Origin of the sequence: Neorhizobium phenanthreniclasticum, from assembly GCF_040066075.1 — a bacterium.
GTDB classification, from domain to species: domain Bacteria; phylum Pseudomonadota; class Alphaproteobacteria; order Rhizobiales; family Rhizobiaceae; genus Neorhizobium; species Neorhizobium petrolearium.
On record NZ_JBEAAL010000007.1, the window covers coordinates 86,570 to 111,805 of the forward strand.

General features: G+C 61.3%; 25 protein-coding genes and 1 pseudogene. 17 read left to right on the forward strand and 9 right to left on the reverse strand.

Features of this window, described 5'->3' with window-relative positions:
• Positions 1 to 151 precede the first annotated feature (151 nt).
• From ABK249_RS12025 to ABK249_RS12070, 11 genes are all read left to right on the forward strand, one after another.
• Positions 152 to 1,243, forward strand: a complete 1,092-nt coding sequence (locus tag ABK249_RS12025) for an Acg family FMN-binding oxidoreductase (RefSeq protein WP_227702886.1) — start codon at positions 152 to 154, stop codon at positions 1,241 to 1,243.
• Between the two features lie 409 nt (positions 1,244 to 1,652).
• Entirely contained in the window at positions 1,653 to 1,817 is a 165-nt protein-coding gene (locus tag ABK249_RS12030; RefSeq protein ID WP_210165744.1) for a hypothetical protein, read from the forward strand.
• 121 nt (positions 1,818 to 1,938) lie between these two features.
• Positions 1,939 to 2,148, forward strand: coding sequence for a hypothetical protein (locus ABK249_RS33915; protein WP_415926437.1), 210 nt, complete (start codon positions 1,939 to 1,941; stop codon positions 2,146 to 2,148).
• A 42-nt stretch (positions 2,149 to 2,190) separates the two neighbouring features.
• Entirely contained in the window at positions 2,191 to 2,538 is a 348-nt protein-coding gene (locus tag ABK249_RS12035; protein ID WP_037146943.1) for a DMT family protein, read from the forward strand.
• A 61-nt stretch (positions 2,539 to 2,599) separates the two neighbouring features.
• Positions 2,600 to 3,517 carry a DUF72 domain-containing protein gene (locus tag ABK249_RS12040; protein ID WP_348862975.1) on the forward strand — a complete coding sequence of 306 codons (918 nt, stop codon included), beginning with the start codon at positions 2,600 to 2,602 and terminating at the stop codon, positions 3,515 to 3,517.
• Between the two features lie 119 nt (positions 3,518 to 3,636).
• Positions 3,637 to 5,520 (forward strand): peptidylprolyl isomerase, encoded by a 1,884-nt coding sequence (locus ABK249_RS12045; protein ID WP_348862977.1) that lies wholly within the window; start codon positions 3,637 to 3,639, stop codon positions 5,518 to 5,520.
• A gap of 18 nt (positions 5,521 to 5,538) precedes the next feature.
• Entirely contained in the window at positions 5,539 to 6,555 is a 1,017-nt protein-coding gene (trpD, locus tag ABK249_RS12050) for an anthranilate phosphoribosyltransferase (protein ID WP_348862979.1), read from the forward strand.
• 4 nt (positions 6,556 to 6,559) lie between these two features.
• Positions 6,560 to 7,375: an indole-3-glycerol phosphate synthase TrpC gene (gene trpC, locus ABK249_RS12055; protein WP_348862981.1), complete on the forward strand. Its 816-nt coding sequence runs from the start codon at positions 6,560 to 6,562 to the stop codon at positions 7,373 to 7,375.
• Complete coding sequence (moaC, locus tag ABK249_RS12060) at positions 7,375 to 7,854, forward strand: cyclic pyranopterin monophosphate synthase MoaC (RefSeq protein ID WP_037146952.1); 480 nt, start codon at positions 7,375 to 7,377, stop codon at positions 7,852 to 7,854. Before trpC ends, moaC begins: the two co-directional genes overlap by 1 nt.
• 15 nt (positions 7,855 to 7,869) lie before the next feature.
• Positions 7,870 to 9,084, forward strand: a complete 1,215-nt coding sequence (locus tag ABK249_RS12065; RefSeq protein ID WP_348862983.1) for a molybdopterin molybdotransferase MoeA — start codon at positions 7,870 to 7,872, stop codon at positions 9,082 to 9,084.
• Between the two features lie 63 nt (positions 9,085 to 9,147).
• Entirely contained in the window at positions 9,148 to 10,602 is a 1,455-nt protein-coding gene (locus tag ABK249_RS12070; protein ID WP_348862985.1) for a cryptochrome/photolyase family protein, read from the forward strand.
• Between the two features lie 50 nt (positions 10,603 to 10,652).
• Here the strand turns inward: ABK249_RS12070 and ABK249_RS12075 are convergent, their stop codons facing one another.
• Positions 10,653 to 11,798: a citrate synthase gene (locus tag ABK249_RS12075; protein WP_348863130.1), complete on the reverse strand. Its 1,146-nt coding sequence runs from the start codon at positions 11,796 to 11,798 to the stop codon at positions 10,653 to 10,655.
• A gap of 79 nt (positions 11,799 to 11,877) precedes the next feature.
• Between ABK249_RS12075 and ABK249_RS12080 the strand changes: the two genes are divergently transcribed.
• Positions 11,878 to 12,966 carry a citrate synthase/methylcitrate synthase gene (locus ABK249_RS12080; RefSeq protein WP_348862987.1) on the forward strand — a complete coding sequence of 363 codons (1,089 nt, stop codon included), beginning with the start codon at positions 11,878 to 11,880 and terminating at the stop codon, positions 12,964 to 12,966.
• A 50-nt stretch (positions 12,967 to 13,016) separates the two neighbouring features.
• On the opposite strand, the gene ABK249_RS12085 is transcribed toward ABK249_RS12080, so the two are convergent.
• The 4 genes from ABK249_RS12085 to ABK249_RS12100 form a co-directional block, all read right to left on the reverse strand.
• Positions 13,017 to 14,654, reverse strand: coding sequence for a CTP synthase (locus ABK249_RS12085; protein ID WP_280107519.1), 1,638 nt, complete (start codon positions 14,652 to 14,654; stop codon positions 13,017 to 13,019).
• A gap of 126 nt (positions 14,655 to 14,780) precedes the next feature.
• Complete coding sequence (gene secG / locus ABK249_RS12090) at positions 14,781 to 15,257, reverse strand: preprotein translocase subunit SecG (RefSeq protein ID WP_227702891.1); 477 nt, start codon at positions 15,255 to 15,257, stop codon at positions 14,781 to 14,783.
• 93 nt (positions 15,258 to 15,350) lie between these two features.
• Positions 15,351 to 16,121 carry a triose-phosphate isomerase gene (gene tpiA, locus ABK249_RS12095; protein WP_227702892.1) on the reverse strand — a complete coding sequence of 257 codons (771 nt, stop codon included), beginning with the start codon at positions 16,119 to 16,121 and terminating at the stop codon, positions 15,351 to 15,353.
• Between the two features lie 147 nt (positions 16,122 to 16,268).
• Positions 16,269 to 17,156 (reverse strand): alpha/beta hydrolase family protein, encoded by an 888-nt coding sequence (locus ABK249_RS12100; protein ID WP_415926438.1) that lies wholly within the window; start codon positions 17,154 to 17,156, stop codon positions 16,269 to 16,271.
• Positions 17,157 to 17,350: 194 nt separating this feature from the next.
• On the opposite strand from ABK249_RS12100, the gene parE reads away from it, so the two are divergent.
• From parE to ABK249_RS12115, 3 genes and pseudogenes are all read left to right on the forward strand, one after another.
• On the forward strand, positions 17,351 to 19,402 hold the full coding sequence (gene parE, locus ABK249_RS12105; protein ID WP_037148451.1) for a DNA topoisomerase IV subunit B: 2,052 nt from the start codon (positions 17,351 to 17,353) through the stop codon (positions 19,400 to 19,402).
• Positions 19,403 to 19,621: 219 nt separating this feature from the next.
• Positions 19,622 to 19,735 (forward strand): annotated as a pseudogene (locus tag ABK249_RS12110) (hypothetical protein); the annotation flags it as partial.
• A gap of 161 nt (positions 19,736 to 19,896) precedes the next feature.
• Positions 19,897 to 21,111, forward strand: a complete 1,215-nt coding sequence (locus ABK249_RS12115; RefSeq protein ID WP_227702893.1) for an AI-2E family transporter — start codon at positions 19,897 to 19,899, stop codon at positions 21,109 to 21,111.
• On the opposite strand, the gene ABK249_RS12120 is transcribed toward ABK249_RS12115, so the two are convergent.
• Positions 21,089 to 21,547 carry a GNAT family N-acetyltransferase gene (locus ABK249_RS12120; protein ID WP_348862990.1) on the reverse strand — a complete coding sequence of 153 codons (459 nt, stop codon included), beginning with the start codon at positions 21,545 to 21,547 and terminating at the stop codon, positions 21,089 to 21,091. The two genes, ABK249_RS12115 and ABK249_RS12120, sit on opposite strands and share 23 nt — an antisense overlap.
• A 123-nt stretch (positions 21,548 to 21,670) precedes the next feature.
• On the opposite strand from ABK249_RS12120, the gene ABK249_RS12125 reads away from it, so the two are divergent.
• Positions 21,671 to 22,096 (forward strand): hypothetical protein, encoded by a 426-nt coding sequence (locus ABK249_RS12125; protein ID WP_227702895.1) that lies wholly within the window; start codon positions 21,671 to 21,673, stop codon positions 22,094 to 22,096.
• Positions 22,097 to 22,101: 5 nt separating this feature from the next.
• On the opposite strand, the gene ABK249_RS12130 is transcribed toward ABK249_RS12125, so the two are convergent.
• The gene (locus tag ABK249_RS12130) at positions 22,102 to 23,229 is read right to left on the reverse strand and encodes a DUF2336 domain-containing protein (protein WP_348862991.1); all 1,128 of its coding nucleotides are present in this window, start codon (positions 23,227 to 23,229) and stop codon (positions 22,102 to 22,104) included.
• A 57-nt stretch (positions 23,230 to 23,286) separates the two neighbouring features.
• On the opposite strand from ABK249_RS12130, the gene ABK249_RS12135 reads away from it, so the two are divergent.
• On the forward strand, positions 23,287 to 23,991 hold the full coding sequence (locus ABK249_RS12135; protein ID WP_348862994.1) for a hypothetical protein: 705 nt from the start codon (positions 23,287 to 23,289) through the stop codon (positions 23,989 to 23,991).
• Here ABK249_RS12135 and ABK249_RS12140 read toward each other — a convergent pair.
• A complete protein-coding gene (locus ABK249_RS12140) occupies positions 23,988 to 24,602 on the reverse strand; it encodes a flavin reductase family protein (RefSeq protein WP_348862996.1) in 615 nt (204 codons plus the stop codon). The two genes, ABK249_RS12135 and ABK249_RS12140, sit on opposite strands and share 4 nt — an antisense overlap.
• The gene (locus ABK249_RS12145) at positions 24,602 to 25,189 is read right to left on the reverse strand and encodes a nitroreductase family protein (RefSeq protein ID WP_037146986.1); all 588 of its coding nucleotides are present in this window, start codon (positions 25,187 to 25,189) and stop codon (positions 24,602 to 24,604) included. Before ABK249_RS12145 ends, ABK249_RS12140 begins: the two co-directional genes overlap by 1 nt.
• Between the last annotated feature and the right edge of the window lie 47 nt (positions 25,190 to 25,236).

Here is a 25,236-nt window from a genome sequence, read left to right on the forward strand (position 1 = left end):
ATGACCGCTGCTTCATCTTTTCCAATTGCTGCAAGATTTGTTCGGATCCGGCGGCCATGTCGCTACGGGTCAGCGCATTCGCCTGTCTTCTTGACCAAGCTCAAACGCATATCCATCCTCCCATATAGAATGCCAGAAAAAAGGAGGCGGCATGAACAGACGGAGCATGCTCCTTGGCGCAGCCGGCACGCTGCTGCTTGGGGGCGCGGGGGTCGCCGGGTGGCGGTCGGCTGTCGGGTCTATGAGCGGATATGACGATTATGCGGCCCACCTGCGCGCTCCGATCCCGGCCCGACCGGATATGGCCGACCTTGTCCGTTATGCGACGCTCGCGGCCAACAGTCACAATACCCAGCCATGGCGCTTTCGCATCGAAGACGGCGCTATCGACATCCTGCCCGATCTGTCGCGCAGGACGCCGGCCGTTGATCCGGACGACCATCATCTCTTCGTCAGTCTCGGCTGCGCAGCGGAGAATCTGCTGATCGCTGCGGGGGCGACAGGACGACCGGGCGAACTGGAGATCGATGCAGACGGCGCCCGCCTGCGCTATTCCTTTTCCGAAGGTGCGTCGCGATCCGATCCGCTTTTCGCAGCAATTCCGGCGCGACAGTCCACCCGCGCCACCTATGATCGACGTCCTGTACCTGCCGAACATCTCGAAAAACTCCGGCGGGCTGCCGGAATACCGGGCGTCCGGCTTGTCCTTCTTTCTGACCGGGTCCTGATGCGGCAGGTGCGGGACTTGGTCGTCGCTGGCAATGACGCACAGATGGGCACCCCCGCCTTCATGGCGGAATTGAAGCAGTGGCTGCGCTTCAATCCCCGCGCCGCCATGACTTCCGGAGACGGCCTGTTCTCGGCTGCGAGCGGCAATCCGGTGCTTCCCGATCTTCTTGGCGGCTACGCGTTCGAGCTTTTCTTCAGTCCCACGTCCGAGAACGACAAATATGCACGTCAGATCGATTCGTCGGCGGGAATCGCCGTCTTCCTTGCCGAGGCGGAGAGCCCGGCGCACTGGATTGCAGTCGGCCGCGCCAGTCAGCGTTTCGCGCTGACGGCGACCAGCCTCGGCGTCAAACACGCCTTCGTCAATCAACCCGTCGAGGTGGCGCGTCTGCGACCGGAACTGGCGACGCTGATCGGTGAGAGGGGGATGCGGCCTGATATCGTGATGCGCTTCGGTTATGGCCCGGAACTTGCCTTTTCTCCGCGGCGTCCCGTGGAGACGGTGCTGATCTAGCGCAGGGAAAGATGGCCGTCGGCCTTGTTGGTCAGTCCTTTAACCGTCGCTCGAAATCGCGAATCGACTGCTCAATCCAAGGCTCGCGATATCCCACGGCATAATCGATAACATCATAGTCTCGGCGTCTTTGCCAGACGAAGAACAGACGTTTGAAGATCGCTGCCAGCCGCAAGGCACCCTCCAATTCGATATCGAGACCCGACGTGCGCCTCGTGTGATCCACACGCCGGGTCTCTTGCCGTAAGGCGATACGGCGCAACTGAATTGACATTTGCTAAATGAACGCTAGCTGAATAATGGTGCGCGGAGAGCGACGGCATGCTTGGCGCCTTCCATCCATCAAGCTCGGCGCAAGCCAATATCCCTATCGTTTTCTCGTCGGGATGATCCCGAATGATTGGGGACTATGATGTCGAACGAGACCAACTCTACAAACCAGCCGTCCGAACAGTCGATCGCGCTGTTCCTGCAGACCGGTGACGCCGACAAGCTGACCGATATCCTGGTCGAGGCGCTTTACGAAGCCTTCCGCACGCTCGAGGACGAGATCCGACTCGACACCGTGCATTGAGCCTTCGCAGGCTTCCTGGGGCCTGACGCCGGTATCGAACACGCGATCAACGGCGTTACCAGGCGAAGGATAAGGCGTCTTACGTGAAGGATGCGCTTGCAGTCATGGCCGCGGTGCCGGATTGGACGCATTCGAACTGTCGGAATTCCATGTCCTGACAAAACGTCTCGGCCAACTCTTCTGCAGGCTCGGCAATCCGCGCTGCTCGGAATGCCCGGTCAGGCAGCATTGCCGTTTCGCAGGCTCTGTTGTGCGCCCGGCCGCCGGCGCTGAAGTGGCTTGCTCTCGTCTCATGGATGACCAGCCGCTTGTGTTTCGGGCGAGGACGTGATTGCCGTAAGGCATCTCTTATCCTGCCACGGAATCATCACCTATGCCCAACGCCGCCGTTCCCTTCCTCACCATCGGCTTCCTGATTCTCTCCAACGTCTTCATGACATTTGCCTGGTATGGCCACCTGAAGTTCGGGGATAAGCCGCTCTATATTGTTATATTGGCGAGTTGGGGCATCGCCTTTTTCGAATATTGCATGCAGGTGCCGGCCAACCGGATCGGCTACGGCTATTTCAACGCGGCTCAGCTGAAGACTATTCAGGAGATCATCACGCTCTCGGTCTTCGTGATCTTTTCCGTGCTTTATCTCGGCGAAACGATTCATTGGAAGCAGATCGTCGGTTTCAGTTTCATCGCCCTCGGCGCCTTTTTCATCTTCACAAAATAGGCCGCTTCAGGAACCGTCGCGTCGCCGGAACGTTTCGATCATCGTGATCTCAGGTGGCACGATGAAGAAGCGGTCGGGCGATATACGGATCGGCATTTCGGGCTGGACCTACAAGCCCTGGCGCGGCGTATTTTATCCCAAGGGCCTGCGGCAGAAGCAGGAACTGACCTATGCTGCCGAACGTTTTCGCTCGATCGAGATCAACGGCACTTTCTACGGTCTTCAGCGCCCCCAAAGCTTTGCCACCTGGTATGATGCAACGCCCGACGATTTCGTCTTTGCGGTCAAAGGCTCGCGTTACATCACCCATATGCGCCGCCTTGATGATATCGGGACACCGCTCGCAAATTTCTTCGCCTCCGGCGTCCTTCGTCTCGGCAGGAAGCTCGGCCCCATTCTCTGGCAGTTCCCACCGCGGATGAAATTCGAGCCGGCCCGCTTCGAGACCTTCCTGAAACTGCTGCCGAGGAATACCGAAGAAGCAGTCGAACTTGCCGGAAGGCATGACACCCGCCTCGATGATCGCGCTTATGTCGAGACGGACGCAAGGCGGCCGATGCGCCATGCGCTGGAAATTCGCCACGACAGTTTCCGCGCGCAGGAATTCATCGATCTCTTGCGCCATTATCAGATTGGTCTGGTCGTAGCCGACACCGTGGAATGGCCGCTTCTCATGGATCTGACGGCCGATTTCGTCTATTGCCGCCTGCACGGTTCCGAACAGCTTTACGTCAGCGGCTACGACGACAAGGCGCTCGACCGCTGGGCTCATCTGATCCGCCAATGGGCGAAGGGAGAGGATCCGAAGGAGGCCGAACGTGTCGGTTCAGCCTCCCCTCCCCGGACCCATGGTCGGGATGTTTACGTCTATTTCGACAATGACGTGAAGGTCCGCGCACCGCAGGATGCCGGAGCCTTGGCAGATCGTCTGAATGCCGCCCCCATTTCCTCGGGTGGGAAGGCTGCCAGACACGCATGAACGAACACCGTTCGCTTTTCCGTCGGCATGCCTTCATTTCCGTCTCGGTTTGATTTAGAGACAGTCCTTCAATCCGCTTTGTTTCAGGCGGCAGGACTATTCGCAAGGTATGTTGATCGATGCTTGATTCCCTCAGAAACGCCGCCCGCTCCTGGGTTGCCAAGGCTCTCCTCCTGCTTCTGGTCGTTTCCTTCGGCATCTGGGGTGTTTCCAGTTCGATGTTGACGGCAAACGGCAATACGGTGATGACGGTCGGGGACCAGCAGATATCGGCTGAGGAATTCCGCCTGGCCTACCAGCGCCAGATCGCCAATCTGAGCCGCCAGTTTGGCACGCAACTGACCGCCGAGCAGGCGCGCGCCTTTGGTGTCGAGAACGAGGTTTTTGCCCAGCTTGCTGCCGGCGCTGCGCTCGATCAGCTTTCGGATGATATGAACCTTGGTCTTTCCGAGGAAAGGCTCGCGGGCCTGATCGCCGAGGATCCGGCCTTCAAGGGCGTCAACGGCCAGTTTGATCGCAACCTCTTCACGTCGAGGCTGCGCAATGCAGGTATCCGGGAGGATGACTATATCAAGGAGCGCAGCAAGGTTGCGGTGCGAAGCCAGGTCGTCGAGGCGGTGTCCGACGGATTCAAGCCGCCGCAAGTGCTCGTCGAGGCCTTGAAGCACTATCGCGATGAGAGCCGTTCCGTTGACTATCTCCTGCTCTCCAACGCCAATATCGATCCGGTCAAGGCGCCGGCCGACGACGTGCTATCCGCCTGGTTCGAAGGTGTGAAAAGCCGTTATCGGGCGCCGGAATACCGGACCTTCGCCTATGTAAAGCTGCAGCCGGCCGATATCGCCGATGCATCCTCGATCTCCGATGATCAGGTGCGTGCCCAGTACGAGAAAAGCAAGGACAGCTACAAGACCCACGAAACCCGCACGATCGAGCAGCTTACCTTCCCGGACAAGGAAATGGCGGAAGCTGCCGCAACGCAGCTCAAGGATGGTACGGCGACCTTCGACCAGATCATCAAGGACCAGGGCAAGACGGCGACCGACGTGCTGCTGGGTGATTTCACCCGAGATAACATGCCGGATCCGACTTTTGCCGAGCCCGCCTTCAAGGTTGCAGCGGCTGGCGGCACGACGCCCGTCATCGACGGCACCTTTGGTCCGGTGATCCTGCGCGTCACCAATATTCGCCCGGAAACGACCCGTTCGTTCGACGAGGTAAAGGAGGATATCCGCAACCAGCTCGCGGTTTCTGCAGCCTCCCAGGAAGTCCTGAACGTGCACGATCGGTTCGAGGACATGCGCAGCGGCGGCACATCGCTTGAGGATACAGCCAGAGACCTCAACCTCAAGATCGTCACCGTGACCGCCGACGCATCGGGTCGCAACGAGCAGGAGCAGCGTATCGAGGATATTCCGGCTTCCAATCAGTTGCTCGGCGAGGTCTTCCGCACCGAGCCTGGCGCCGATACCATCCCGGTAAACCTCGGCAATGACGGTTATGTCTGGTTCGAGGTTCGCAACATCGTCCCCGAGCGCGACAGGCCGCTTGCCGAAGTGCGCGACAAGGCGATTGCCGACTGGACCGCGGACCAGCAGCGCCAGGCGCTGTCAGCCAAGGCCAATGAGCTCAAGGGTCGCCTGGATAAGGGCGAGACGATTGAGGCCATCGGCGCAGAGCTCGGCCTTTCGGTCGAAAACAAGCAGGGCCTGCGCCGCGGTGAGGAGGACGCAATTTTCGGAGGTGAAGCGATCGCGGCAGCTTTCTCCGGCCCGGTCGGCATCATTGCCACCGCGCTTGGCGCCGATGGTGAAAGCCGTCTCCTGATGAAGGTCACAGCCGTCGATCAGGTGACCACCGATGCGCTTTCCGGCGATGAGCAACTGGAGCGTATGGCGGAGGCGGTCGGCGACGACATGCTCGATCAGATGGTTAACAGCCTGAAGAACAGTTATGGCGTCTCCGTCAACCAGACCGTCCTTAATCAGGTCATGCTCCAGTGACGCGCGAGGTAACCGAGTATGCCTGAGCTGAAACCCCTTATCGCCAAGGTCGCCAATGGCGAGAGTCTGACGCGTGAGCAAGCGCGCGAGGCTTTCGACATCCTGATGTCGGGAGAGGCAACGCCGTCGCAGATCGGTGGCTTCCTGATGGCACTGCGTGTTCGCGGCGAGACTGTCGCAGAGATTACCGGCGCAGTCGCAACCATGCGCGCCAAGATGCTGCCCGTCGAAGCCCCGGCTGACGCGATCGATATCGTCGGCACCGGTGGCGACGGACTGGGTACATACAATATTTCCACCCTCGCCTCGCTCATCGTCGCCGGCTGCGGCGTGCCGGTCGCCAAGCATGGCAATCGGGCGCAGAGTTCGAAATCCGGCACGGCCGACGCGCTGTCGGTGCTGGGCGTCGATCTGGAAATCGGCCCTGAACTGATAGCCCGCTGCATCAGGGAAGCCGGCATCGGCTTCATGTTCGCCTCTATGCATCATGCGGCGATGCGCCATGTCGGCCCGAGTCGCGTCGAGCTCGGCACGCGCACGATCTTCAACCTGCTTGGTCCCCTCTCAAACCCGGCCGGAGCCAAGCGCCAGCTTCTCGGTGTCTTCGCGCCGAAATGGCTGGAGCCGATCGCTGAAGTGCTGCGCGACCTGGGCTCCGAAACCGTCTGGGTGGTGCATGGCGACGGTATGGATGAAATCACCACGACAGGCATCACCCAGGTTACCGCGCTGGAAGACGGCAAGATCCGTTCCTTCGAGCTGACACCGATGGATTTCGGTGTGCAGCCTGCGACGCTTGCCGAACTCAAAGGCGGCGATGGCGTGGTCAATGCCGCGGCCTTGCGCGCGGTGCTTGCCGGTGCGAAAAATGCCTATCGCGATATCGCCCTTTGCAATGCGGCGGCGGCCCTGGTGATTGCCGGCAAGGCGGAGACGATCGCGGATGGCATGAGGCTTGCCACCCGTTCGCTGGAAAGCGGCGAGGCAGCGGCGGCCCTCGACCGCCTCGTCGCCGTCTCGAACGAAGAGGATTGAAGCCGTGACCGATATCCTGAAGAAGATCGAAGCCTACAAGCGCGAGGAAATCGCCGCTGCCAAGGCGAGTGTGCCGCTCGCCGAGGTGAAGGTCCGCGCCGCCGACCAGCCGGCCCCGCGCGGTTTCTATCGGGCGCTGAAGGCAAAGCAGGATGCAGGCGGATTCGGTCTCATTGCGGAGATCAAGAAGGCCAGCCCGTCAAAGGGCCTGATCCGCCCGGATTTCGACCCCCCTGCCCTTGCAGCCGCTTATGAAGCCGGCGGCGCCGCCTGCCTTTCGGTATTGACCGACAAGCCGAGCTTCCAGGGAGCTCCGGAATTTTTGACCGCGGCCCGTAATGCCTGCTCGCTTCCGGCTCTGCGCAAGGACTTCATGTTCGAGCCCTATCAGGTCTATGAGGCGCGTGCCTGGGGCGCCGACTGTATCCTGCTGATCATGGCCTCGCTGTCCGATGGTGAGGCGCGCGAGCTTTACGATGTTGCCGTCGAACTCGGCATGGACGTGCTGATCGAGGTCCATGATGCCGAAGAGATGGAGCGGGCGCTCAAACTCCCCTCGCCGCTGATCGGTATCAACAACCGTAACCTGCGCACCTTCGAATTGAGCCTGGAAACGAGCGAGAAACTGGCCCCGATGGTGCCGGCCGATCGTCTGCTCGTCGGAGAAAGCGGCATTTTCACGCACGAGGATTGCCAGCGCCTCAGACAGGTCGGCATCAATACCTTCCTCGTCGGCGAAAGCCTGATGCGCAAGGACGACGTGGCTGCGGCGACCCGCCTGCTCCTGACCGGCGGGACCGCGACCCTGGCGGCGGAATAATGGCGAACCTCACCCATATCGGCGCGTCCGGCGAAGCGCATATGGTCGATGTCGGCGACAAGGCCGAGACGAACCGTTCGGCGACGGCCGAAGGTTACGTCCGCATGCTGCCGGAAACGCTCTCGTTGATCCGCGAGGGCAACGCTAAAAAGGGCGATGTGATCGGCACGGCCCGACTGGCCGGCATCATGGCAGCCAAGAAGACGTCGGACCTCATCCCGCTCTGCCATCCGCTGATGCTGACCAAGGTTTCGGTGGATATCACGGAAGACGAGACGCTTCCGGGGCTGCGCGTTACGGCGACAGCGAAGCTTACCGGCAAAACCGGCGTCGAGATGGAGGCGCTGACGGCGGTTTCCGTCTCGTGCCTGACGATCTATGACATGGCCAAGGCCGCCGACAAGGGGATGGAGATCGGGGGCATTCGTCTTCTCGAAAAGACCGGCGGCAAGTCCGGAACCTATCGCCCAAAGGACTGAGTGGAGGGCTGAGAGATGGCATTGTTGCCTGTTTCCGAGGCGAAGAGACGCCTGCTGGACAAGGCGGACCCGATTGCCAGAAGCGAAACCGTTCCGCTTGGCGAGGCCAGCGGCCGGATTCTGGCGGCCGACGTGGTCGCCCGGCTTACTCAGCCGCCATTCGATGCTTCCGCGATGGATGGTTATGCTTTGCGGGCCGAAGATGCATCTGCGATCGGCTCCGAATTGACGGTTATCGGCAGTGCCGCTGCCGGCCATGCTTTCGAAGGGGTGGTCGGCAAAGGGGAGACCGTTCGCATCTTCACGGGAGCGCCCCTGCCGGAAGGTGCCGATTCCGTATTGATTCAGGAGGATGCCGAAAGGCTCGACGGCAACCGTATCCGCACCACGTTCGCCGTCGTGAAGGGCCGGCATGTACGCCCGCGCGGCCAGGACTTTTTTGAGGGCGAGACGGTGCTCCATCCCGGCACCCTTCTCGATTTTTCGCACCTGACGGTCGCCGCTGCGATGAACCATCCGGAGCTTTCCGTCTATCGCCGTCCGCGCGTCGCAATCCTGGCGACCGGTGACGAACTGGTCTTGCCCGGCGACACACCCGGTCCGGCGCAGATCATCGCGTCCAACACGTTCGGCGTCTCCGCGCTGGTGCGCGACAATGGCGGCGAGGTTCTGGACTTCGGCATCGTCAGGGATCGGCAGGAGGATATCGCTGCTGCGATCGAAAAGGCCCGCGCCGCGCAAGCCGATGTGCTGGTGACGCTTGGTGGCGCCTCGGTCGGCGATCACGACCTCGTGCAGGCGACGCTGAAGAACGCAGGCATGCAACTCGATTTCTGGCGGATCGCCATGCGGCCAGGCAAGCCGCTCATGGTCGGGACCCTTGAAGGCATGCAGGTGCTCGGCCTGCCGGGCAATCCGGTCGCAAGCCTGGTTACCGGTATGCTCTTTCTGGAGCCGCTGCTTCGCAAGCTCGCCCGCCTGCCGGAAAGGCATCGCGAAGTGGAAGGCATCACGGCGAAGGCGGTTGCCGCCAACGACCAGCGCCAGGATTATCTGCGTGCGAAGATCTCGAAGGATCACGCCGGTAATCTGGTGGCCGAGGCCTTCCAGAAACAGGATTCTTCGATGATGAAGATTTTTGCCCAGTCCGGCGGGCTGATCATCCGCCCTCCGCACGCGCCGGAACTGCCTGCAGGCTCTCCTTGTCCCGTACTGCTGATACGTCCCTGACGACGATCCGGATATCGACTGAATCCGGAGCTTGGGAAGCATTGTCCCCTCACGGAGAATAGTGTGCCGAAATCAGAAGTCCCCAGCATCGTCTGGTTCCGCAGGGATTTGCGCCTGGATGACAACCCGGCATTGCACGCGGCGATGGAAACCGGCGGCCCAGTCATTCCGGTCTACATCCGTGAACCGCAGCATTTGAATGTCGGCCCGCTGGGAGCCGCTCAGCGATGGTGGCTGCATCACTCCCTGACGGCGCTGGCGAAATCCCTGAAGTCCGCCGGCAGCGGCCTGACATTGATTTCCGGAAAGGCGGAGGACGTGCTGGTCGATCTCGCCCGCCAGACTGGCGTTCGCATGGTTTTTGTCAATCGCGCCTATGAGCGGCATCAGGTCGATCGCGGCATCGCGCTCGAACTGAAGAAGCGCGATATCGCCGTCCGTGCGTTTCATGGCCAGCTTCTGCAAGAGCCGCATGCGATCCGCACCGGCGCCGGTAGGGCTTTCAGGGTTTTCACACCGTTCTGGAACGCTCTGCAAAAGGCCGGCGAGCCGCGGGAGCCGATCGGCCCGCCGCTGAAAATTCCTTCGCAGGATCATCATCACCGGTCAGAGAGACTGGACAGTTGGGGACTTCTTCCGAAAAAGCCAGACTGGGCGGCAGGTTTCCCGGCAATATGGACCCCCGGTGAAGATGGCGCTCGGGAAAAACTCGCCGACTTTATCGACCGAAAGCTCCAGGACTACAAGCATGGTCGTGACCTGCCGAGCGTCCAAGCCACGTCCTTGCTGTCGCCCCATCTCACCCACGGAGAGATTTCCCCGGCTCGTATCTGGCATGCGACCAGGGGCATGCCGAAGACCGCTTCCGAAAATGTGGTGCATTTTCGCCGCGAACTCGCCTGGCGCGACTTCTGCTACAGCCTGCTGATTGAGTTCCCGGAACTGGACGAGAAGAACTGGGACAACACTTTCGATACCTTCCAGTGGGGGTATGATGCGAAGGAATTCCGCGCCTGGACGAAGGGGCTGACGGGTTACCCGATCGTCGATGCCGGCATGCGCCAGCTCTGGCGTTACGGCTTCATGCATAATCGGGTGAGGATGATTACCGCATCTTTTCTCATCAAGGATCTGATGATCGACTGGCGCAAGGGCGAGAAGTGGTTCCGCGATACACTGGTCGATGCCGATCCGGCCAACAATGCCGCAAACTGGCAGTGGGTCGCGGGCTCGGGCGCCGACGCTTCGCCCTTCTTCCGTATCTTCAACCCGGTCCTGCAAGGCGAGAAATTCGATCCGGAGGGCGATTACGTGCGCGAGCACGTACCGGAACTCGGCAACCTGGACCGCAAGTACATCCATAAGCCCTTCGATGCTCCGAAGAACGTTCTGGATAAGGCCGGAATCGAGCTCGGCCGAGCCTATCCGAGGCCGATCGTCGATCACGGCCTTGCCCGAGACAGAGCGCTCGCAGCCTACAGGGCCAGAACGAATCCATCCGGTCCTGAAACGCTATGAGGGCTTTAGGAAGTGGGGTTCAGGCGCGGTGCGAGAGCCTTCGCGTGGCCTCAAAGAGCATCGTCTGGCGGGATGCCTGCATAACGGGCTCGCGGTCGAATCAGCTGGCCGCTATCGACCTGCTCCATGGCATGCGCGAGCCAGCCGGGGGTACGGGCAAGAGCGAAGATGACGAGCGGTGAGTCTTCCGGTAGCCCGAACGTGGCCGCAAGCGCGGCAAGTGCGAAATCGATATTGGCCGGCTCGCCGAGCAGTTCCTCTCCGGCTTCCGCCAGGGATCTGTAGAGGGGCGGAACCTCGAAGCTTGCCAACAGGGCCTTGGCGCGGGGATCGCCCTGCGGGTAGAGCCGGTGGCCGAAGGCCCGCACCAGTCCTTCCGATGACAGGGCGCCCCGAATCGCTTCCCGCACGCCGACAGATACGGCCTGTTCCGCAAGCCGCGTGACGCTGAGCCATGCGCCGCCATGCCGTGGACCGGTCAGCGTCGCCAATCCCGAAAGCGTTGCTGCCGAAAGGGCCGCACCGGATGATGCGGTGACGCGTGCCGCGAAAGCCGAGACGGCGAGCTCATGCTCCGCCGCAAGCACCAGCGCCCTGCGGATCGGGTCGGCCGCTTCGGGCCGTTGCCAGCCAAGCGCAAGGCGCTGATGCAGTGACACCGGCTCGCCATTCCACGGTGCGAGCCCGGCGGCCACCGTGGAGAGCACCGAGACAGCCTCGGCTTGCAGGACGGAAGGCGTCCTGCCCAATGCCGGCAGGTCGTTCATGACGCGCGCCGCAAGGACTGTCAGGGCATTTGCCATGCGTGACGCCTCTCCCGTTCGGTGCTCACCCGTTTCGACACGGATGTCCTGGCTGTTCCAAAGAAGGGCGGCGACCTTTTCCAGCGTCGCATGGCCGGCAAGCTCGATCGCATCATGACCGCGATAGAACAATTTTCCGTCGGAAATCGTCGAGATGGCGGTCGGCAGAACCGGATCGCCCCAGCGGATGGCTTCCGCCGCGACCGCAGCCGCCTGGCGCCGGCCGGCATGGCGCTCTGCGAGCCGCTGCACATCGCTGGCCCGGTAAAGGCTGCGACGCGGGTCGGCAGGGTCCGGCTTGGCACGGATGCGTCCGCGGCTGACATTGGCGTAGAGCGTCTGCGGTTTGGTTCCGAGCCGGGCAAGGGCCTCGTCGGCGGTGATCCAGAGCATGTTCATATTGATCGATTGCATCAAGATTGACGTCAATAAGACTAGGGCGGATCATCCTCGCCGTAAAGGAGAAACACCCATGAAGAATGGACTTGAAGACGTCGTTGCCGCCGAAACCCGGTTGTCGGACGTGGATGGTGAAGCCGGACGCCTGGTTATTCGTGGCGTATCGCTGGATCGTCTTGTCGAGCGCGCGACGTATGAGGATACCGCAGCCCTGCTGCTGGAGGGTCTACTGGATCGTCCTGTCACTGCGGATGACTTGAAGACCCGGCTCGGCCGCATGCGTGCCGAAGTCTTTGCGCATGTCCAGGCGGCGGATGAGGCACTCCAGGAATTACCGCCGGTGGATGGCATGCGGGCTCTTATCGCAAGACTGCCGGACGGCGAGGATTTCGAAACCGTGCTGCGGCTGCTGGCCGCTCCTGCCGTCTTCCTGCCGGGCTTGCTAAGGCTGCAGAAGGGCGAGACACCTGTCGCGCCAAGTCCGTCGCTTTCGCAATCCGCCGACATCCTGGCCATGCTGCATGCGAATCTCCCGAGCCGGGAACAGGTATCCGCCCTTGATGCCTATTTGGTGACGATTTCCGACCACGGGCTGAATGCTTCCACTTTCGCCTCCCGGGTCATCGCCTCCACGAGAGCCGGCCTCACGTCGTCGGTCCTGGCGGCGATCAGCGCGCTTAAGGGGCCTCTGCATGGAGGCGCTCCGGGGCCGGTACTCGACATGCTGGATGCCGTCGGTACTGAAGCCGATGCAAAAACCTGGCTTGGCCATGCGCTCGGCCGCGGCGAGCGCCTGATGGGATTCGGCCACCGGATCTACCGCGTCCGCGATCCGCGTGCCGATGCGCTGAAAGGTGCCTTGAAACCGTTGATCGCAACCGGCCAGGTCGATCATGACCGCATCCGGCTTGCGGAAGCCGTCGAACAGGCAGCACTTGCCATACTGAGGGAACGCAAGCCGGACCGGCCGCTCGACGTCAATGTGGAGTTCTACACGGCTCTGCTGCTGGATGCGCTGAAGTTTCCGCGCGAAGCGTTCACCGGCGTCTTCGCGATCGGCCGCACGGTCGGTTGGATCGCTCATGCCCGTGAACAGGCGCTTGAAGGCCGGCTCATCCGACCACGCTCGGTTTATGTCGGCCCGCTGCCTCAGGCTGCCTGAAGCGGGACGTGAATCAGAAAACCCGGCCGAAGCCGGGTTTTCTAAACGCATTAAACCAACCGGCTCTGTTCCAGGGCCGCTTCTATGAAGCTGGCAAAGAGCGGGTGCGGATCGAGCGGCCGGCTCTTCAGTTCCGGATGATACTGCACGCCGATGAACCAGGGATGATCGGGATATTCGATCGTCTCCGGCAGCACGCCATCCGGCGACATGCCAGAGAATACCAGGCCGCATTTCTCCAGCCGGTCCTTGTAGTCGATATTGACCTCGTAACGGTGGCGATGACGCTCGGAAATATCCGTGGAGCCATAGATATCGGCGATCTTCGTTTCACGCTTCAGAGTTGCCTTGTAGGCGCCGAGGCGCATCGTGCCGCCAAGGTCACCTGAAGCAGAGCGCTTCTCGAGTTCGTTGCCTTTCACCCATTCGGTCATCAGGCCGACCACCGGCTCCTTGGTGGGACCGAATTCGGTCGAAGAAGCCTTGTCGATGCCGGCGAGATTGCGGGCGGCCTCGATGACCGCCATCTGCATGCCGAAGCAGATTCCGAAATAAGGCACGTTCTTTTCGCGGGCATAGCGCGCCGCATTGATCTTGCCCTGCGAGCCGCGCTCGCCGAAACCGCCCGGCACCAGGATGCCGTTGACCTTTTCCAGATACGGTGCCGGATCTTCCTTCTCGAAGATTTCCGACTCGATCCACTCGATCTTGACCTTGACGTGATTGGCGATACCGCCGTGATGCAGCGCCTCGATCAGCGATTTGTAGGCGTCCTTGAGGCCGGTATATTTGCCGACCACCGCGATCGTCACCTCGCCTTCCGGCGTGCGGATGCGGTTGCAGACCTCTTCCCAGGGTTCGAGGCGCGGCTTCGGTGCCGGCTCGATGCCGAAGGCGGCAAGCACTTCGTTGTCGAGGCCTTCTTTGTGATAGGCCATCGGCACGTCGTAGATGTTGGCGACGTCGAGCGCCTGGATGACGGCGGAAGGCCGTACGTTGCAGAACAGCGACAGCTTGCGCCGTTCGGCCTCCGGGATTTCCCGGTCGGCGCGCACCAGCAGGATATCGGGTGCAATGCCGAGCGCCTGCAGCTCCTTCACCGAATGCTGGGTCGGCTTGGTCTTGAGTTCGCCCGCTGCCGGAATGTAAGGCATCAGGGTCAGGTGCAGGTAGACGGCCGTGCCGCGCGGCAGGTCGTTGCCAAGCTGGCGGATCGCTTCCAGGAACGGCATCGCCTCGATGTCGCCGACGGTACCGCCGATCTCGCAGATGACGAAATCGTAGTCCTCGTTGCCTTCGGTCACGAAATCCTTGATCTCGTTGGTGACGTGCGGAATGACCTGCACTGTCGCGCCGAGATAGTCGCCGCGGCGTTCCTTGTCGATGATGTTCTTGTAGATGCGGCCGGTGGTGATGTTGTCGGTCTTGGTCGCAGAACGCCCCGTGAAGCGTTCGTAATGGCCGAGATCGAGATCGGTTTCCGCCCCGTCATCGGTCACGAAGACTTCGCCGTGCTGGGTCGGGCTCATCGTGCCCGGATCCACGTTCAGATAGGGGTCGAGTTTTCTGAGCCGCACCCGGTAGCCCCGGGCTTGCAGCAGTGCTCCAAGTGCCGCGGCCGCAATTCCTTTTCCGAGGGAGGAAACCACGCCGCCAGTGATGAATACATATCGCGCCATGGGAGTCACCGGATACCTTTTCATTCGTGATTCCGCCAGCACAAATTGTCCGTTTCGGCAAAACGGCTGTGGAATCTTCCCAAAATAAAACCGGCAGGCTTTTGGCCTGCCGGAGCTTTAAGCGTTGACCGGACCTTATTGGCCGGTCGGGACACCCGAAGGTGCGGCCGGAGCGGCGGGTTCCGCCGGAGCAGAAGGTACGGCCGGCGTCGCCGGAGCTGCACCCGTAGCAGGAGCCGCAGGAGCGGGCGCAGCCGCGCCGGAACCGGACGGAACGCCGTTTTCCGCGGGGGCCGGGGTCTGTGTCGGGGCGGGACCAAGCTGGTCGAGAATGCCGCTGCCCTGACCTTGCTGGCTCTGCGGAATACGGTTCAGGATATCGCTCGGGCGGCTTTCGTATCTTGCCAGGATGCCGAGCGCCAGCGACGTGAGGAAGAAAAGCGTCGCGAGGATTGCGGTGGTGCGGGTCAGTGCATTGGCCGTGCCGCGCGCCGACATGAAGCCGGAGCCGCCGCCGATGCCCAGTCCGCCGCCTTCGGAACGCTGGATCAGCACCACGCCGACGAGGGCAAGCACGATCATGAGGTGAATAACGATCAGAACGGTCTGCATATCAAAATCCATGCCTCCGCGGGGGAGACAACAAAAAGAGTTGGCGGCTCTTTACATGAGAGCTGCGTGCATTCCAAGCCCCTATCGAAAGGCTCAGGCCATCAGTGTCTCGTAGACCCGATAGATGGCGAGGAAATCGTTGGCTTTCAAGCTCGCGCCCCCGATCAGCGCACCATCCACATTCTCGACGCTCATCAGTTCCCGGGCATTTCCGGGCTTCACCGAGCCGCCGTAGAGGATGCGCATGCGCCTCCCCTCCTCTCCGAGGCAGGCCGTGAGCTCGGCCCGCATGAAGGCATGGGCGATCTCGACGTCATCGGCGGTCGGTGTGACCCCGGTGCCGATCGCCCAGACCGGTTCGTATGCGATCACGGTATTTGCGGCTGTCGCCGTTTCCGGAACTGAGTTGAAGATCTGGCGCTTCAGGACCTCGAGGGTCTGGTAGGCGTCCCGCTCTCCCGCCGTTTCACCGACGCAGATGATGGCCGTGAGGTCTGCCGCATGGGCCGCCTGCGCCTTGGCGCGCACCAGATGATCGGTTTCGGCGTGGTCGGTGCGCCGCTCCGAATGCCCGACGATGACATAGGTTCCGAAGCAGTCGGCAATCATTTCCGCCGAGATGTCACCCGTATGGGCGCCGGAAGCATCCTGATGGCAATCCTGACCGCCGATCATCAGCGGGCTGTCGGTTGAAAGCGCGGTCGCGACATAGAGCAGCGTTGCCGGCGGGCAGATGAGCGCATCGACCTTTTCGGACAGCGCGCCCTGAACGCCCTCGGCCATAGCCTTGATCTCTGTCAGGGACTCGCGCGTGCCGTTCATTTTCCAGTTTCCGGCAACAAGCGGGCGCACATCGGGCGTCATCGGCGATAGCTTCCTCTCCTGTTCGGTTTCTTTCGATGGCAGAAACCGAAACCTCCACAGATACGGGGACCTGTTTTAGACACATCCCGTCCGAATTGGTATGCAAAAGACAGGTCTTGGTTCAAGACTTTGGTTAACGGCGGGGCTTCAGCCGGCGGTAAGCAGGAAGTTCAGCACTTTCCGCCAGTCAACCATGCGGATAGGCGTGCCGTGGCTGCCGGTCTCAAACAGCGTGAAACGGGTTGGATAGCCCGCGCTTCCAAGCTTGCGATAGATTGCCGCCTGCTCCTCGGCCTTGTAGACGCCGTCGGCGCTGCCGTGGGCGAAATAGATCGGCAGCTTGAGCTTTGCGAGAGGCGTTTTCGGCAGACCCGCATCAGGCGGACCACCGAGGAGCGCCATGCCTTTGAGATAATGCACGGTCTCCGCGTCGCGGCTGACACCCTGGCAGATGAAACCGCCCATCGAGGCGCAGGCGAGGATGACCGGCCGTCTTGAGGACCGGTCGAACGCATAGCGGATCAGCGCGGCGATGTCGGCGACCCCCTTGTCGTCGAAGGAGGTAACGCTCGGCGAATAGTAGGTGCCGCCATTGTTGACTGCGAGGTTCTTCAGCCGGTTGAAATTGCCGCCGAACGTGTAGTCGTTTGCGCCGAGCCTACGGTCGCCGCCGCGCCCGTGGATGAAAATCACCGTAAAGGACGCACCTTCCATTTGTCCCACTCTGGTGACATCGAGCTTTCTGTTCTCGGGAAGGTTCAGCGTTTCGTTCTCCTGGTGGCGCCGCACGCCGAGGGAAACATAGGCATCCTTGACGCGTCGCTCCGGCACCCGGTCGCGGCCGTTGATGTCCCGCATTTCCTGGTAGTCGATCACGTCATAGGCGCCGCTGTCGCGGGTCTCCAATACAGCTTGGCGCGAGAACAGGTCGTCCTTGAAGGGCTTGATTGGACCATCCTGGGCAGCGGCGGGCATGCCGGCAAACGCGATCAATGCCGCAAGAAGTGCGCCGAAGACGAAATGAATTGTGGACATGACCTTTTTCATCGGACTCCTGATACGGTCGAATCTTGCCATTGCCTTGTCGGCAAAGCATTGCTGAAAAAGGCCGTTTCTTTGCGGCATCGCGAAAAAGCCTGCTTTCTGGCAGAATCGCGAGTGATTCGAAACAGCATGAGATGGGTATGGCTTCTTCTTCCGCACCCCGACAGGTAGTACCGACGCAGCCGATGGATGACAATGACGACCTTTTCGCCGACCTGCCCTTGACGTCGAAGCCGGTCGCCGTCGAACCGGAGCTTGCCGCGCAGGCAGAGCCTTCGCCGGCACGCCCTGCCCCGGCGCAATCTTCCGGCGACGATTACGGTGCCTCCTCGATTCGCGTCCTCGAAGGGCTCGAACCGGTGCGCATGCGCCCGGGCATGTATATCGGTGGCACGGATGAAAAGGCGCTGCATCACCTGTTCGCGGAAGTCATCGACAACTCGATGGACGAGGCGGTTGCCGGTCACGCGAATTTCATCGAAGTGCATCTCGATGCGGAAGGTTTCCTGACGGTCACGGATAACGGCCGTGGCATTCCGGTCGAAAACCATCCGCAGGTGCCGGGCAAGTCGACCCTCGAAGTCATCATGACCAAGCTGCATGCCGGTGGAAAGTTCGACGGCAAGGCCTATGAGACCTCCGGCGGCCTGCACGGCGTCGGTGTTTCCGTCGTCAACGCGTTGTCGGACCTGCTGGAAGTCGAAGTCGCCCGCAACCGCAAACTCTACCGTCAGCGCTTTTCGCGCGGCGTTCCGCAGGGTGGGCTGGAGCAACTTGGCGACGTGCAGAACCGCCGCGGCACGAAGGTCCGTTTCCATCCGGACCCGCAGATCTTCGGTGAGCATGCGAAGTTCGACGCCGGCCGCATCTTCCGCATGGCCCGCTCCAAGGCCTATCTGTTCGGCGGAGTCGAGATCCGCTGGAGCTGCGACCCGGGCGTGGTGCCGGCGGATGGCGAGATTCCAGAAAAAGCGGTTTTCCACTTCCCCGGCGGCCTGAAGGATTATCTTGGCGCCACACTCGGCAAGGAATTCACCGTTACGCGCGAGATTTTCGCCGGCCGCACGGAAAAGACCGGCGGCCATGGAGCGATGGAATGGGCAGTCACCTGGTATGGTGGCGACCCACAGCTTCATTCCTACTGCAACACCATCCCGACGCCCGAAGGCGGCACCCATGAGGCGGGTTTGCGCATTGCGCTCACCAAGGGGCTCAAGAACTATGCCGAACTGACCCAGAACAAGCGCGCGGCGCAGATCACCACCGACGACGTGATGATCTCGGCCGTCGGCATGCTCTCGGTCTTCATCCGGGAGCCTGAATTCGTCGGCCAGACCAAGGACAAGCTCGCCACTGTCGAAGCGCAGCGCCTCGTCGAGAACGTCTTGCGCGACCCCTTCGACCATTATCTTGCAGGCAATCCGAACGAGGCTGCGAAACTTCTCGATTGGGTGATCGAGCGCGCCGAGGAGCGCCTTCGCCGCCGCAAGGAAAAGGAAGTCAACCGCAAGACGGCGGTGCGTAAGCTGCGCCTGCCCGGCAAGCTCGCCGACTGCTCGCAGAATACGGCGGAAGGTGCCGAGCTCTTCATCGTCGAGGGCGATTCGGCAGGCGGCTCGGCCAAGCAGGGCCGCAACCGCGCCAATCAGGCGATCCTTCCGCTCCGCGGAAAAATTCTCAACGTCGGCAGCGCCAGCCGCGAAAAACTCTCCGCCAACCAGCAGATCGCCGATCTCATCCAGGCGCTCGGCTGCGGCACGCGAACCAAATACCGCGAGGAAGACCTCCGTTACGAGCGCGTCATCATCATGACCGACGCGGATGTCGACGGCGCCCATATCGCATCCCTGCTGATCACCTTCTTCTATCAGGAAATGCCGGAGCTGATCCGCGGCAACCACCTCTACCTGGCGGTCCCGCCGCTCTATGTCCTGCGTCAGGGTGGAAAGACGGTCTATGCCCGTGACGATGCTCACCGGGCAGAGCTGATGGAAACGGTGTTCAAGGGCAAGAAGGTCGAGATCGGCCGCTTCAAAGGTCTGGGCGAAATGATGCCGGCGCAGTTGAAGGAAACCACCATGGATCCCGCCCATCGCACGCTTTTGCGCGTCGCGATCGACGATGTGGATTTCGAGGGAACGCGTGAGGCCGTCGACAACCTCATGGGCACCAAGGCCGATGCCCGCTTCCGTTTCATTCAGGAACGCGCCGCCTTTGCGGAGAATCTCGACATCTGAGCCGGCATTTCGATCGGAGTTAAGATCAGTCCCGACCGTCGAGCGCTTTCGTCAGGGCACCGATCAACGGGGTTCGCGGACCACGGGTGCGGAAAAGCGCGCCGGATTGGCCGCTCTGCCGCTGTAGCGGTAGCAAAACCAAGGAACATCTCTGCGCATCAGTTCTTCGGCGATTGCAGTGAAGCTTCACTGGCCGGATTGTCTTCCAGGTGCCTTGCGATGCCAACTATGGATGCAATCGACCTTGGCAATTGCGACCGAGAGCCAATCCGTATCTCCGGCAGTATCCAGCCTCATGGATGCCTTATCGCATGTGACGCCGCAGGTAGGATTTGCGCTGTACTTTCGGTAAGGGCCGGAAGGTGATTTCACATTTCTATCGCATCTGCAGTCTAGGGCAAGTAAGTAAAGCTTCCTTTTAACGACTGAAGCGTTAGTCTTGTGGCAGGCAGCCGCCCACGCCATATGAAGGCGAGAATGGAAAAGGATAAACGGTGAGCGTGAATAACAGTCGCAAGGGACCCAAGGAGCCGCGCTGGCTTGGACCAGTCGTGCCAAGGGTTGCGCTCATTCCGCCGATTTCCGCCGCGCGCTGGCTTCTTGTGCTTGTTGCCGCTGCCGGAATCTATTTCTTTCATGGCTTCTTGGTGCCGGTCCTGGCCGCCCTCGTCATCGGCTTTGCGAGCTGGCCGCTCTATCGCGAACTGCTGCGCCGCATTGGCGGCAACACCACGCTCGGCGCGTCGCTGGCGATCATCTTTATCCTGACCTTCCTCATCGTGCCGATCGGCATCGCCATCTCCTATACGATAGATGAGGTCCGGCAGTGGATTGTATGGGCGGCCGAGGTCAACCGCTTCGGAGCGCCCCCTCCTGCCTGGATCACCGGCTTGCCCTGGATCGGCGAATGGGTCGGCGTGCAATGGGTCGAGCATGTGGGATCGCCGGGGGCGATCGGTGGGCTGATCCAGCTCATCAGCGGCGCCAATATCGGCAACATCTACCGAGCAATCGTAGCCGCCGGCGGGGGAGCCTTCCATCTGCTGCTGATGCTGCTCTTCATGCTGATCGCCCTTTTCTTCGTCTATCGAGACGGCGCCTCCTTTTCTCAACAGATCGACCTTCTGGGAGAGCGGATCTTCCCGACCCGCTGGGAACGCATATCGCGCGTCGTTCCCGCGACGATCAGCTCGACCGTCACCGGCCAGACGCTGATCGCCATCGGTGAAGGCATCGTACTCGGCATCGCTTATTACATCGCCGGCGTACCCTCACCCGTGACGCTGGGCGTGATTACGGGCATCATGGCGCTCATTCCAGGCGGCGCCCCGCTTTCCTTCACCCTGATCTCGTTCTATCTGGTGGCGAACGGTTCCTACGTCGCCGGAGCCGGCCTCTTCCTCTGGGGCACGGTCGAGCTTTTCATCGTGGACAAGACGCTGCGGCCCCGGCTGGTCGGCGGTCCGATCAAGCTGCCCTTCCTTCCGACGTTCTTCGGCCTGGTGGGCGGGGTGAGCACGATGGGCTTCCTTGGCCTTTTCATCGGTCCTGTGCTGATGGCTCTCATCGTGTCGATCTGGCGCGAATGGATCCGGGAAGCGAAGATGGCCGAAAGCACCGAAGTGGAAGCGGCCGATTTCACCAGGGGTTCGGGTGCGCAGGAACTTCCTCCGGAGGTTCCGGTCGTCAGGAAAGCCTCTTCTCCATGAAGATGCTGAGTGGATCGGGCTTGTAGTCTCCGAAGGCCCCGATCTCGACGAAACCGTACGCGCGGTAGAGGCCGATCGCCTGCGGCTGGTATATTCCCGTCTCCAGACGAATGATCGACATGCCGCGTTCCACGGCCCGTTCCAGGATCACGTCCATCAGCTGCTTTCCGAGTTTAAAACCGCGCGCTGCCTCATCAACGAACATGCGCTTGATCTCTGCAGTGCCGTCGCTCGCCTCCACCAGCGCACAGCAGCCGAGGATCGCATCATCCTTCCGTGCGACGAAGAACGACATCCCCGATTCTTCCAGGCTCGAAACGTCGACCATGTGGTTGCTTTCGGCGGGGTAGAGCGAGGCGGCATAGGCATCGGATAGTTCGAGAAGCCTGAGAACACCCGCTTGGCGCGGCGGTTCGAGCGCGATCGTCACGGTCATTGGCATTGCCCACTGATTTCATGCATTCCAGAACGATTACAGGATGCAGCATGTCGTTGAAAGCTGCCTTGGTCGGGTCAAGATTGCTCGTTTTAAGTCGATCATGATCATCCGGGGGACAACATGAACGCCGCACTTATCGTCATGACCATTCTCGGCTGCAATGACGCCGGAACCGACTGCCATTATATTGCAACGGCCGAGAACCGCTGGCCGACCATCGCGATGTGCGATGCGGTTTCCGAAGATCAGCTTGGCCGCTATGCGAACCAGCCTTATCCGATGATTATTGCCGTCTGCCAGAAGCCCGAAGCGACCGAAATTGCGAATGCTCCCGCAACGCAGGCAAAACCCGAGACGTTGCCCCCTGAGCCGGCCCAGCAGCCGGCCGTCGTGACGCCGCAGGAGGAGGAAACGCTTGCGAGCAGCGCCATCCGGCGCGTCAGAAGCGTCCTTCCCACGACCGAAGGTGTGAAAACGCTGATGGTTAAGCCGGTCCGCCTGGTCGAAGACGGTTATTCCTGGGTCGCCAGGAAATTCCACCGATAAGAAGCTTAAGCCGCCAGCGAGACTTCGTTGGCAAAGGACCGCGCCCCGAGCCGTATCTCGGAGAGGTGCAGTTTCTCGATCATGTCGAGCAATTCAGAGACCGGCGAAAGAGACATCCCTGAACGGTTGAACGTCTTGAGCAGCAGGCCCGATATCCCGTCCGGTGTGCCGCTCGCCGATGCCTTGCGCCAAAGGAAGACGGCTTCGACGAAGACGACGGCGACGTCGCGTCCGAGACCGCAGGCTTCGAAAAGCGCGCGCACTGCATGCATCCGGCCGGTGACAAGGATCGCCCTGACGCGACGATCATCCAGGCCCGAAAGTGAAACCATCGCGGCGGCAAAGAAATCCACCTTGCCGGTGCAGAGTGCATGGATCAGCAAGGCTGGCGTCAACTGGCCGGCCGTTCGCAGATGGTCGACGAGGCCCGGGATTTCCTCCAGCGGCACCGCACCGGCAATCGCTACCGCCGCCGCCTCGCCCGCTTCGCGGATGACATGGTCGATACGCGCTGGCGCCATCGTGGTGCGTACCAGGCCGAAGTTCGCCAGTGCCGCGGTGATGTGATTGACCAGCATATGCCGGGCGTCTGCGGGCAAGGTCTCCCGCTCCAGCAGCAGGTTGCGGATATCGCTGTGATGCCCGAACCGCTCTGCGATCCGCCGCAGCGAGATACGGGTGATGGATGCGGTTTCGTTTTCGAGCAGGATGATCACCTCACCCTCATCGCCGATTTCGGCGATCGCGGCGGCGATCCCGCGGGAAAGGCCGGGCCGGGCGGCGATCAGGCCGCGGGTCAAGCTGTCGCTTCGTCCGGCGAGATCGACAAGATCGCTTTCAGTGAGTACCGGTGAATGGGTAATCACGGTGCAGGCGATTTCCGGCTGGTCTTCGGCAAGCGAGACGATAATGGCGCGGGGGGCTCTGGGAGACCCGGCAAGCGCTTCGGCGAGCGCCAGCCGCACGCGCGGCGACGGATCATCGAGCAGATAGGTCATGGCGAGCGCCGCAGCCTGGTGCTGCTCGCCACCCATTGACGAGCGAAGATAAGCTCGGCCCAGCGCGTTGGCCGCCTTGGCCCTGTCGCTTGCCCTTGCGGTTTCCGCCCAACGAAGAAATGCTTGTACGATCACACCCAGCCCCGGTAACACATGCCGGAACGCGTCCAGCCTGTTGGAGTTCACGCTAGGGTGAAAAAGTTTAAGATTGGTTCATCACGTTTGTTAACCATGAAAGAGACCCCGAAGATACGCTCCTGGTTGATTGTCGAACCATCGGCGGACATGGCGACTGTTCATGCGGCCGGCGCCGACCGGCTTGTGCTCGACCTGACGGGATCATCCGAGTCGTGGGAATCGGTCGCGGGCTCTTGCAAAGCATGGGCGGAGCTTGACCCTGATCATCTTCCGGCTTTCCTCCTGCCGCCGTTTGCCTCCATGCGAACCGAAGTTGCCGCCGAATACGCAATCCGGGCGGGTGCGGTAACAGTTCTCCTCGGGGGAACTCGGAATGGTGCAGAGGTTCAGCGGCTCGCCGTTGTTCTTCGTGTCGAGGAGTTGCGGTTTGGCCGGCCGCCGGGCAGTACCGGAATTGTCGCGCTGGCCGACTCTGCCGGAATACTTGCGGCCGCCAGCTTCGAGCGCTGCAGTGACCGTCTCTACGGCTTGGGTTGGGAGCAGGACTTCGACCCCCTCTCCGATGCGACCCGCCTCGCCCGGGCGACGATTGGACTTGCCGCATCCACTATCGGCGTGATGGCCATCGACGCCGTCTCGCCGACCCGTAACGGCCCCTTCCAATCCGAATGTCGGATCGCGCGGGAAAACGGCTTCACCGGTAAGCTCAGTCGCCGGCTCGACCAAATTCAGATCATCAATCACATTTTTGCGGATTAACCGCCGGCACCCGCCGGGCGAACCATTTCGAAGACGTCCGCGCCGCCGTCGGCATAATCCCGATAACCCATGCGCGCGATCGGCCGGGCGAGGCTCATGTCGATGCGCCCGTCGCGCAAAATCTCTTCACTGATATGGATGCCGATCACCTGGCCGAAGACCATGAAGGCGTCCGCGCCCTCGCCGTCCAGCCCTTTGGGCTGGATCACCTCCGTGACTCGGCATTCGAGCACGGTATAGGCTTCCGCAACGTAGGGTGCATCGATGAGTTCGGCCATCTTCGCCGTCAGTCCTGCCACCTCGAACTCGCTGACGCCGTATTCCACCGCCTCCGAAGAAGCATTCACTTTCTCGGCAAGATGGCGGCTTGCGAGGCTCGCGGTGAAAACCCCGGTTTCCTCGGCATTCTTCAGGCTGTGCTTGCGGCCGCCGGAGGAGAACATCACCAGCTTCGGCCTGTCGGAGACGATGTTGAAAAAGGAATAAGGGGAAAGATTCAGCGAACCGTCCCTGCCCTTCGTCCCGATCCAGCCGATCGGACGTGGAGCCACGATCGCCTTGAAGGGATCATTTTTCAGGCCGTGCTGATTGGTATCGGTCGTGTAGAACATCAGGCGTTGCTTTCGCCGGCATAGGTGACGATCTGCGAAAGTTCCGGCCGCGGACGGTCCGGCGTCGGAAAATCGCTGGAGCCGATGTGGATGAAGCCGGCAACCTTCTCGCCCGGCTTTACACCGAGAAGCTGCAGCGCCACGTCGTCGTAAGCCACCCATTCGGTACGCCAGTTGGCGACGTAGCCGTGTGCGTTTGCGGCCATCAGCATGTTGAGGCAGACCGCACCGGCCGAGAGCACCTGTTCCCATTCGGGTATCTTCACATGCGGCGCGGCCGTACTGATAACGCCGACGACCAGCGGTGCACGGGTGAAGCGCACCAATTCGGCTTCCTTTGCGGCATCCTCCATATCGGGTGTTTTCTTGAGCAGGAGCGCCAGGAATTCTTCACCGAGCTTTTTCCGCACGTCGCCACGATAGACGACCAGACGCCACGGCGCCAGCTTGCCATGGTCGGGAACACGCGTCGCCAAGGTGAGAATCGCCTCGAGTTCTTCCTGCGAAGGGCCCGGTTCCTTGATCTGGGCCACGGGTGTGGAATGCCTGTCGCGCAGGAAATCAATGAGTTTAACGTCATTTTGCATGGTCAAAACTTTCATTCGGAGGTGAGGCGGCGGGAAGGTCTTGAAAT

Excerpts from the sequence above, each read along its gene's own strand:
- ABK249_RS12025 (WP_227702886.1), top strand. The coding sequence starts at position 152 with ATGAACAGACGGAGCATGCTCCTTGGCGCAGCCGGCACGCTGCTGCTT.
- ABK249_RS12030 (WP_210165744.1), top strand. The coding sequence starts at position 1,653 with ATGATGTCGAACGAGACCAACTCTACAAACCAGCCGTCCGAACAGTCG.
- ABK249_RS12035 (WP_037146943.1), top strand. The coding sequence starts at position 2,191 with ATGCCCAACGCCGCCGTTCCCTTCCTCACCATCGGCTTCCTGATTCTC.
- ABK249_RS12040 (WP_348862975.1), top strand. The coding sequence starts at position 2,600 with ATGAAGAAGCGGTCGGGCGATATACGGATCGGCATTTCGGGCTGGACC.
- ABK249_RS12045 (WP_348862977.1), top strand. The coding sequence starts at position 3,637 with ATGCTTGATTCCCTCAGAAACGCCGCCCGCTCCTGGGTTGCCAAGGCT.
- trpD (WP_348862979.1), top strand. The coding sequence starts at position 5,539 with ATGCCTGAGCTGAAACCCCTTATCGCCAAGGTCGCCAATGGCGAGAGT.
- moaC (WP_037146952.1), top strand. The coding sequence starts at position 7,375 with ATGGCGAACCTCACCCATATCGGCGCGTCCGGCGAAGCGCATATGGTC.
- ABK249_RS12065 (WP_348862983.1), top strand. The coding sequence starts at position 7,870 with ATGGCATTGTTGCCTGTTTCCGAGGCGAAGAGACGCCTGCTGGACAAG.
- ABK249_RS12075 (WP_348863130.1), bottom strand. The coding sequence starts at position 11,798 with ATGCTCTGGATCACCGCCGACGAGGCCCTTGCCCGGCTCGGAACCAAA.
- ABK249_RS12080 (WP_348862987.1), top strand. The coding sequence starts at position 11,878 with ATGAAGAATGGACTTGAAGACGTCGTTGCCGCCGAAACCCGGTTGTCG.
- secG (WP_227702891.1), bottom strand. The coding sequence starts at position 15,257 with ATGCAGACCGTTCTGATCGTTATTCACCTCATGATCGTGCTTGCCCTC.
- tpiA (WP_227702892.1), bottom strand. The coding sequence starts at position 16,121 with ATGACGCCCGATGTGCGCCCGCTTGTTGCCGGAAACTGGAAAATGAAC.
- ABK249_RS12100 (WP_415926438.1), bottom strand. The coding sequence starts at position 17,156 with ATGTCCACAATTCATTTCGTCTTCGGCGCACTTCTTGCGGCATTGATC.
- parE (WP_037148451.1), top strand. The coding sequence starts at position 17,351 with ATGGATGACAATGACGACCTTTTCGCCGACCTGCCCTTGACGTCGAAG.
- ABK249_RS12120 (WP_348862990.1), bottom strand. The coding sequence starts at position 21,547 with ATGACCGTGACGATCGCGCTCGAACCGCCGCGCCAAGCGGGTGTTCTC.
- ABK249_RS12125 (WP_227702895.1), top strand. The coding sequence starts at position 21,671 with ATGAACGCCGCACTTATCGTCATGACCATTCTCGGCTGCAATGACGCC.
- ABK249_RS12140 (WP_348862996.1), bottom strand. The coding sequence starts at position 24,602 with ATGTTCTACACGACCGATACCAATCAGCACGGCCTGAAAAATGATCCC.
- ABK249_RS12145 (WP_037146986.1), bottom strand. The coding sequence starts at position 25,189 with ATGCAAAATGACGTTAAACTCATTGATTTCCTGCGCGACAGGCATTCC.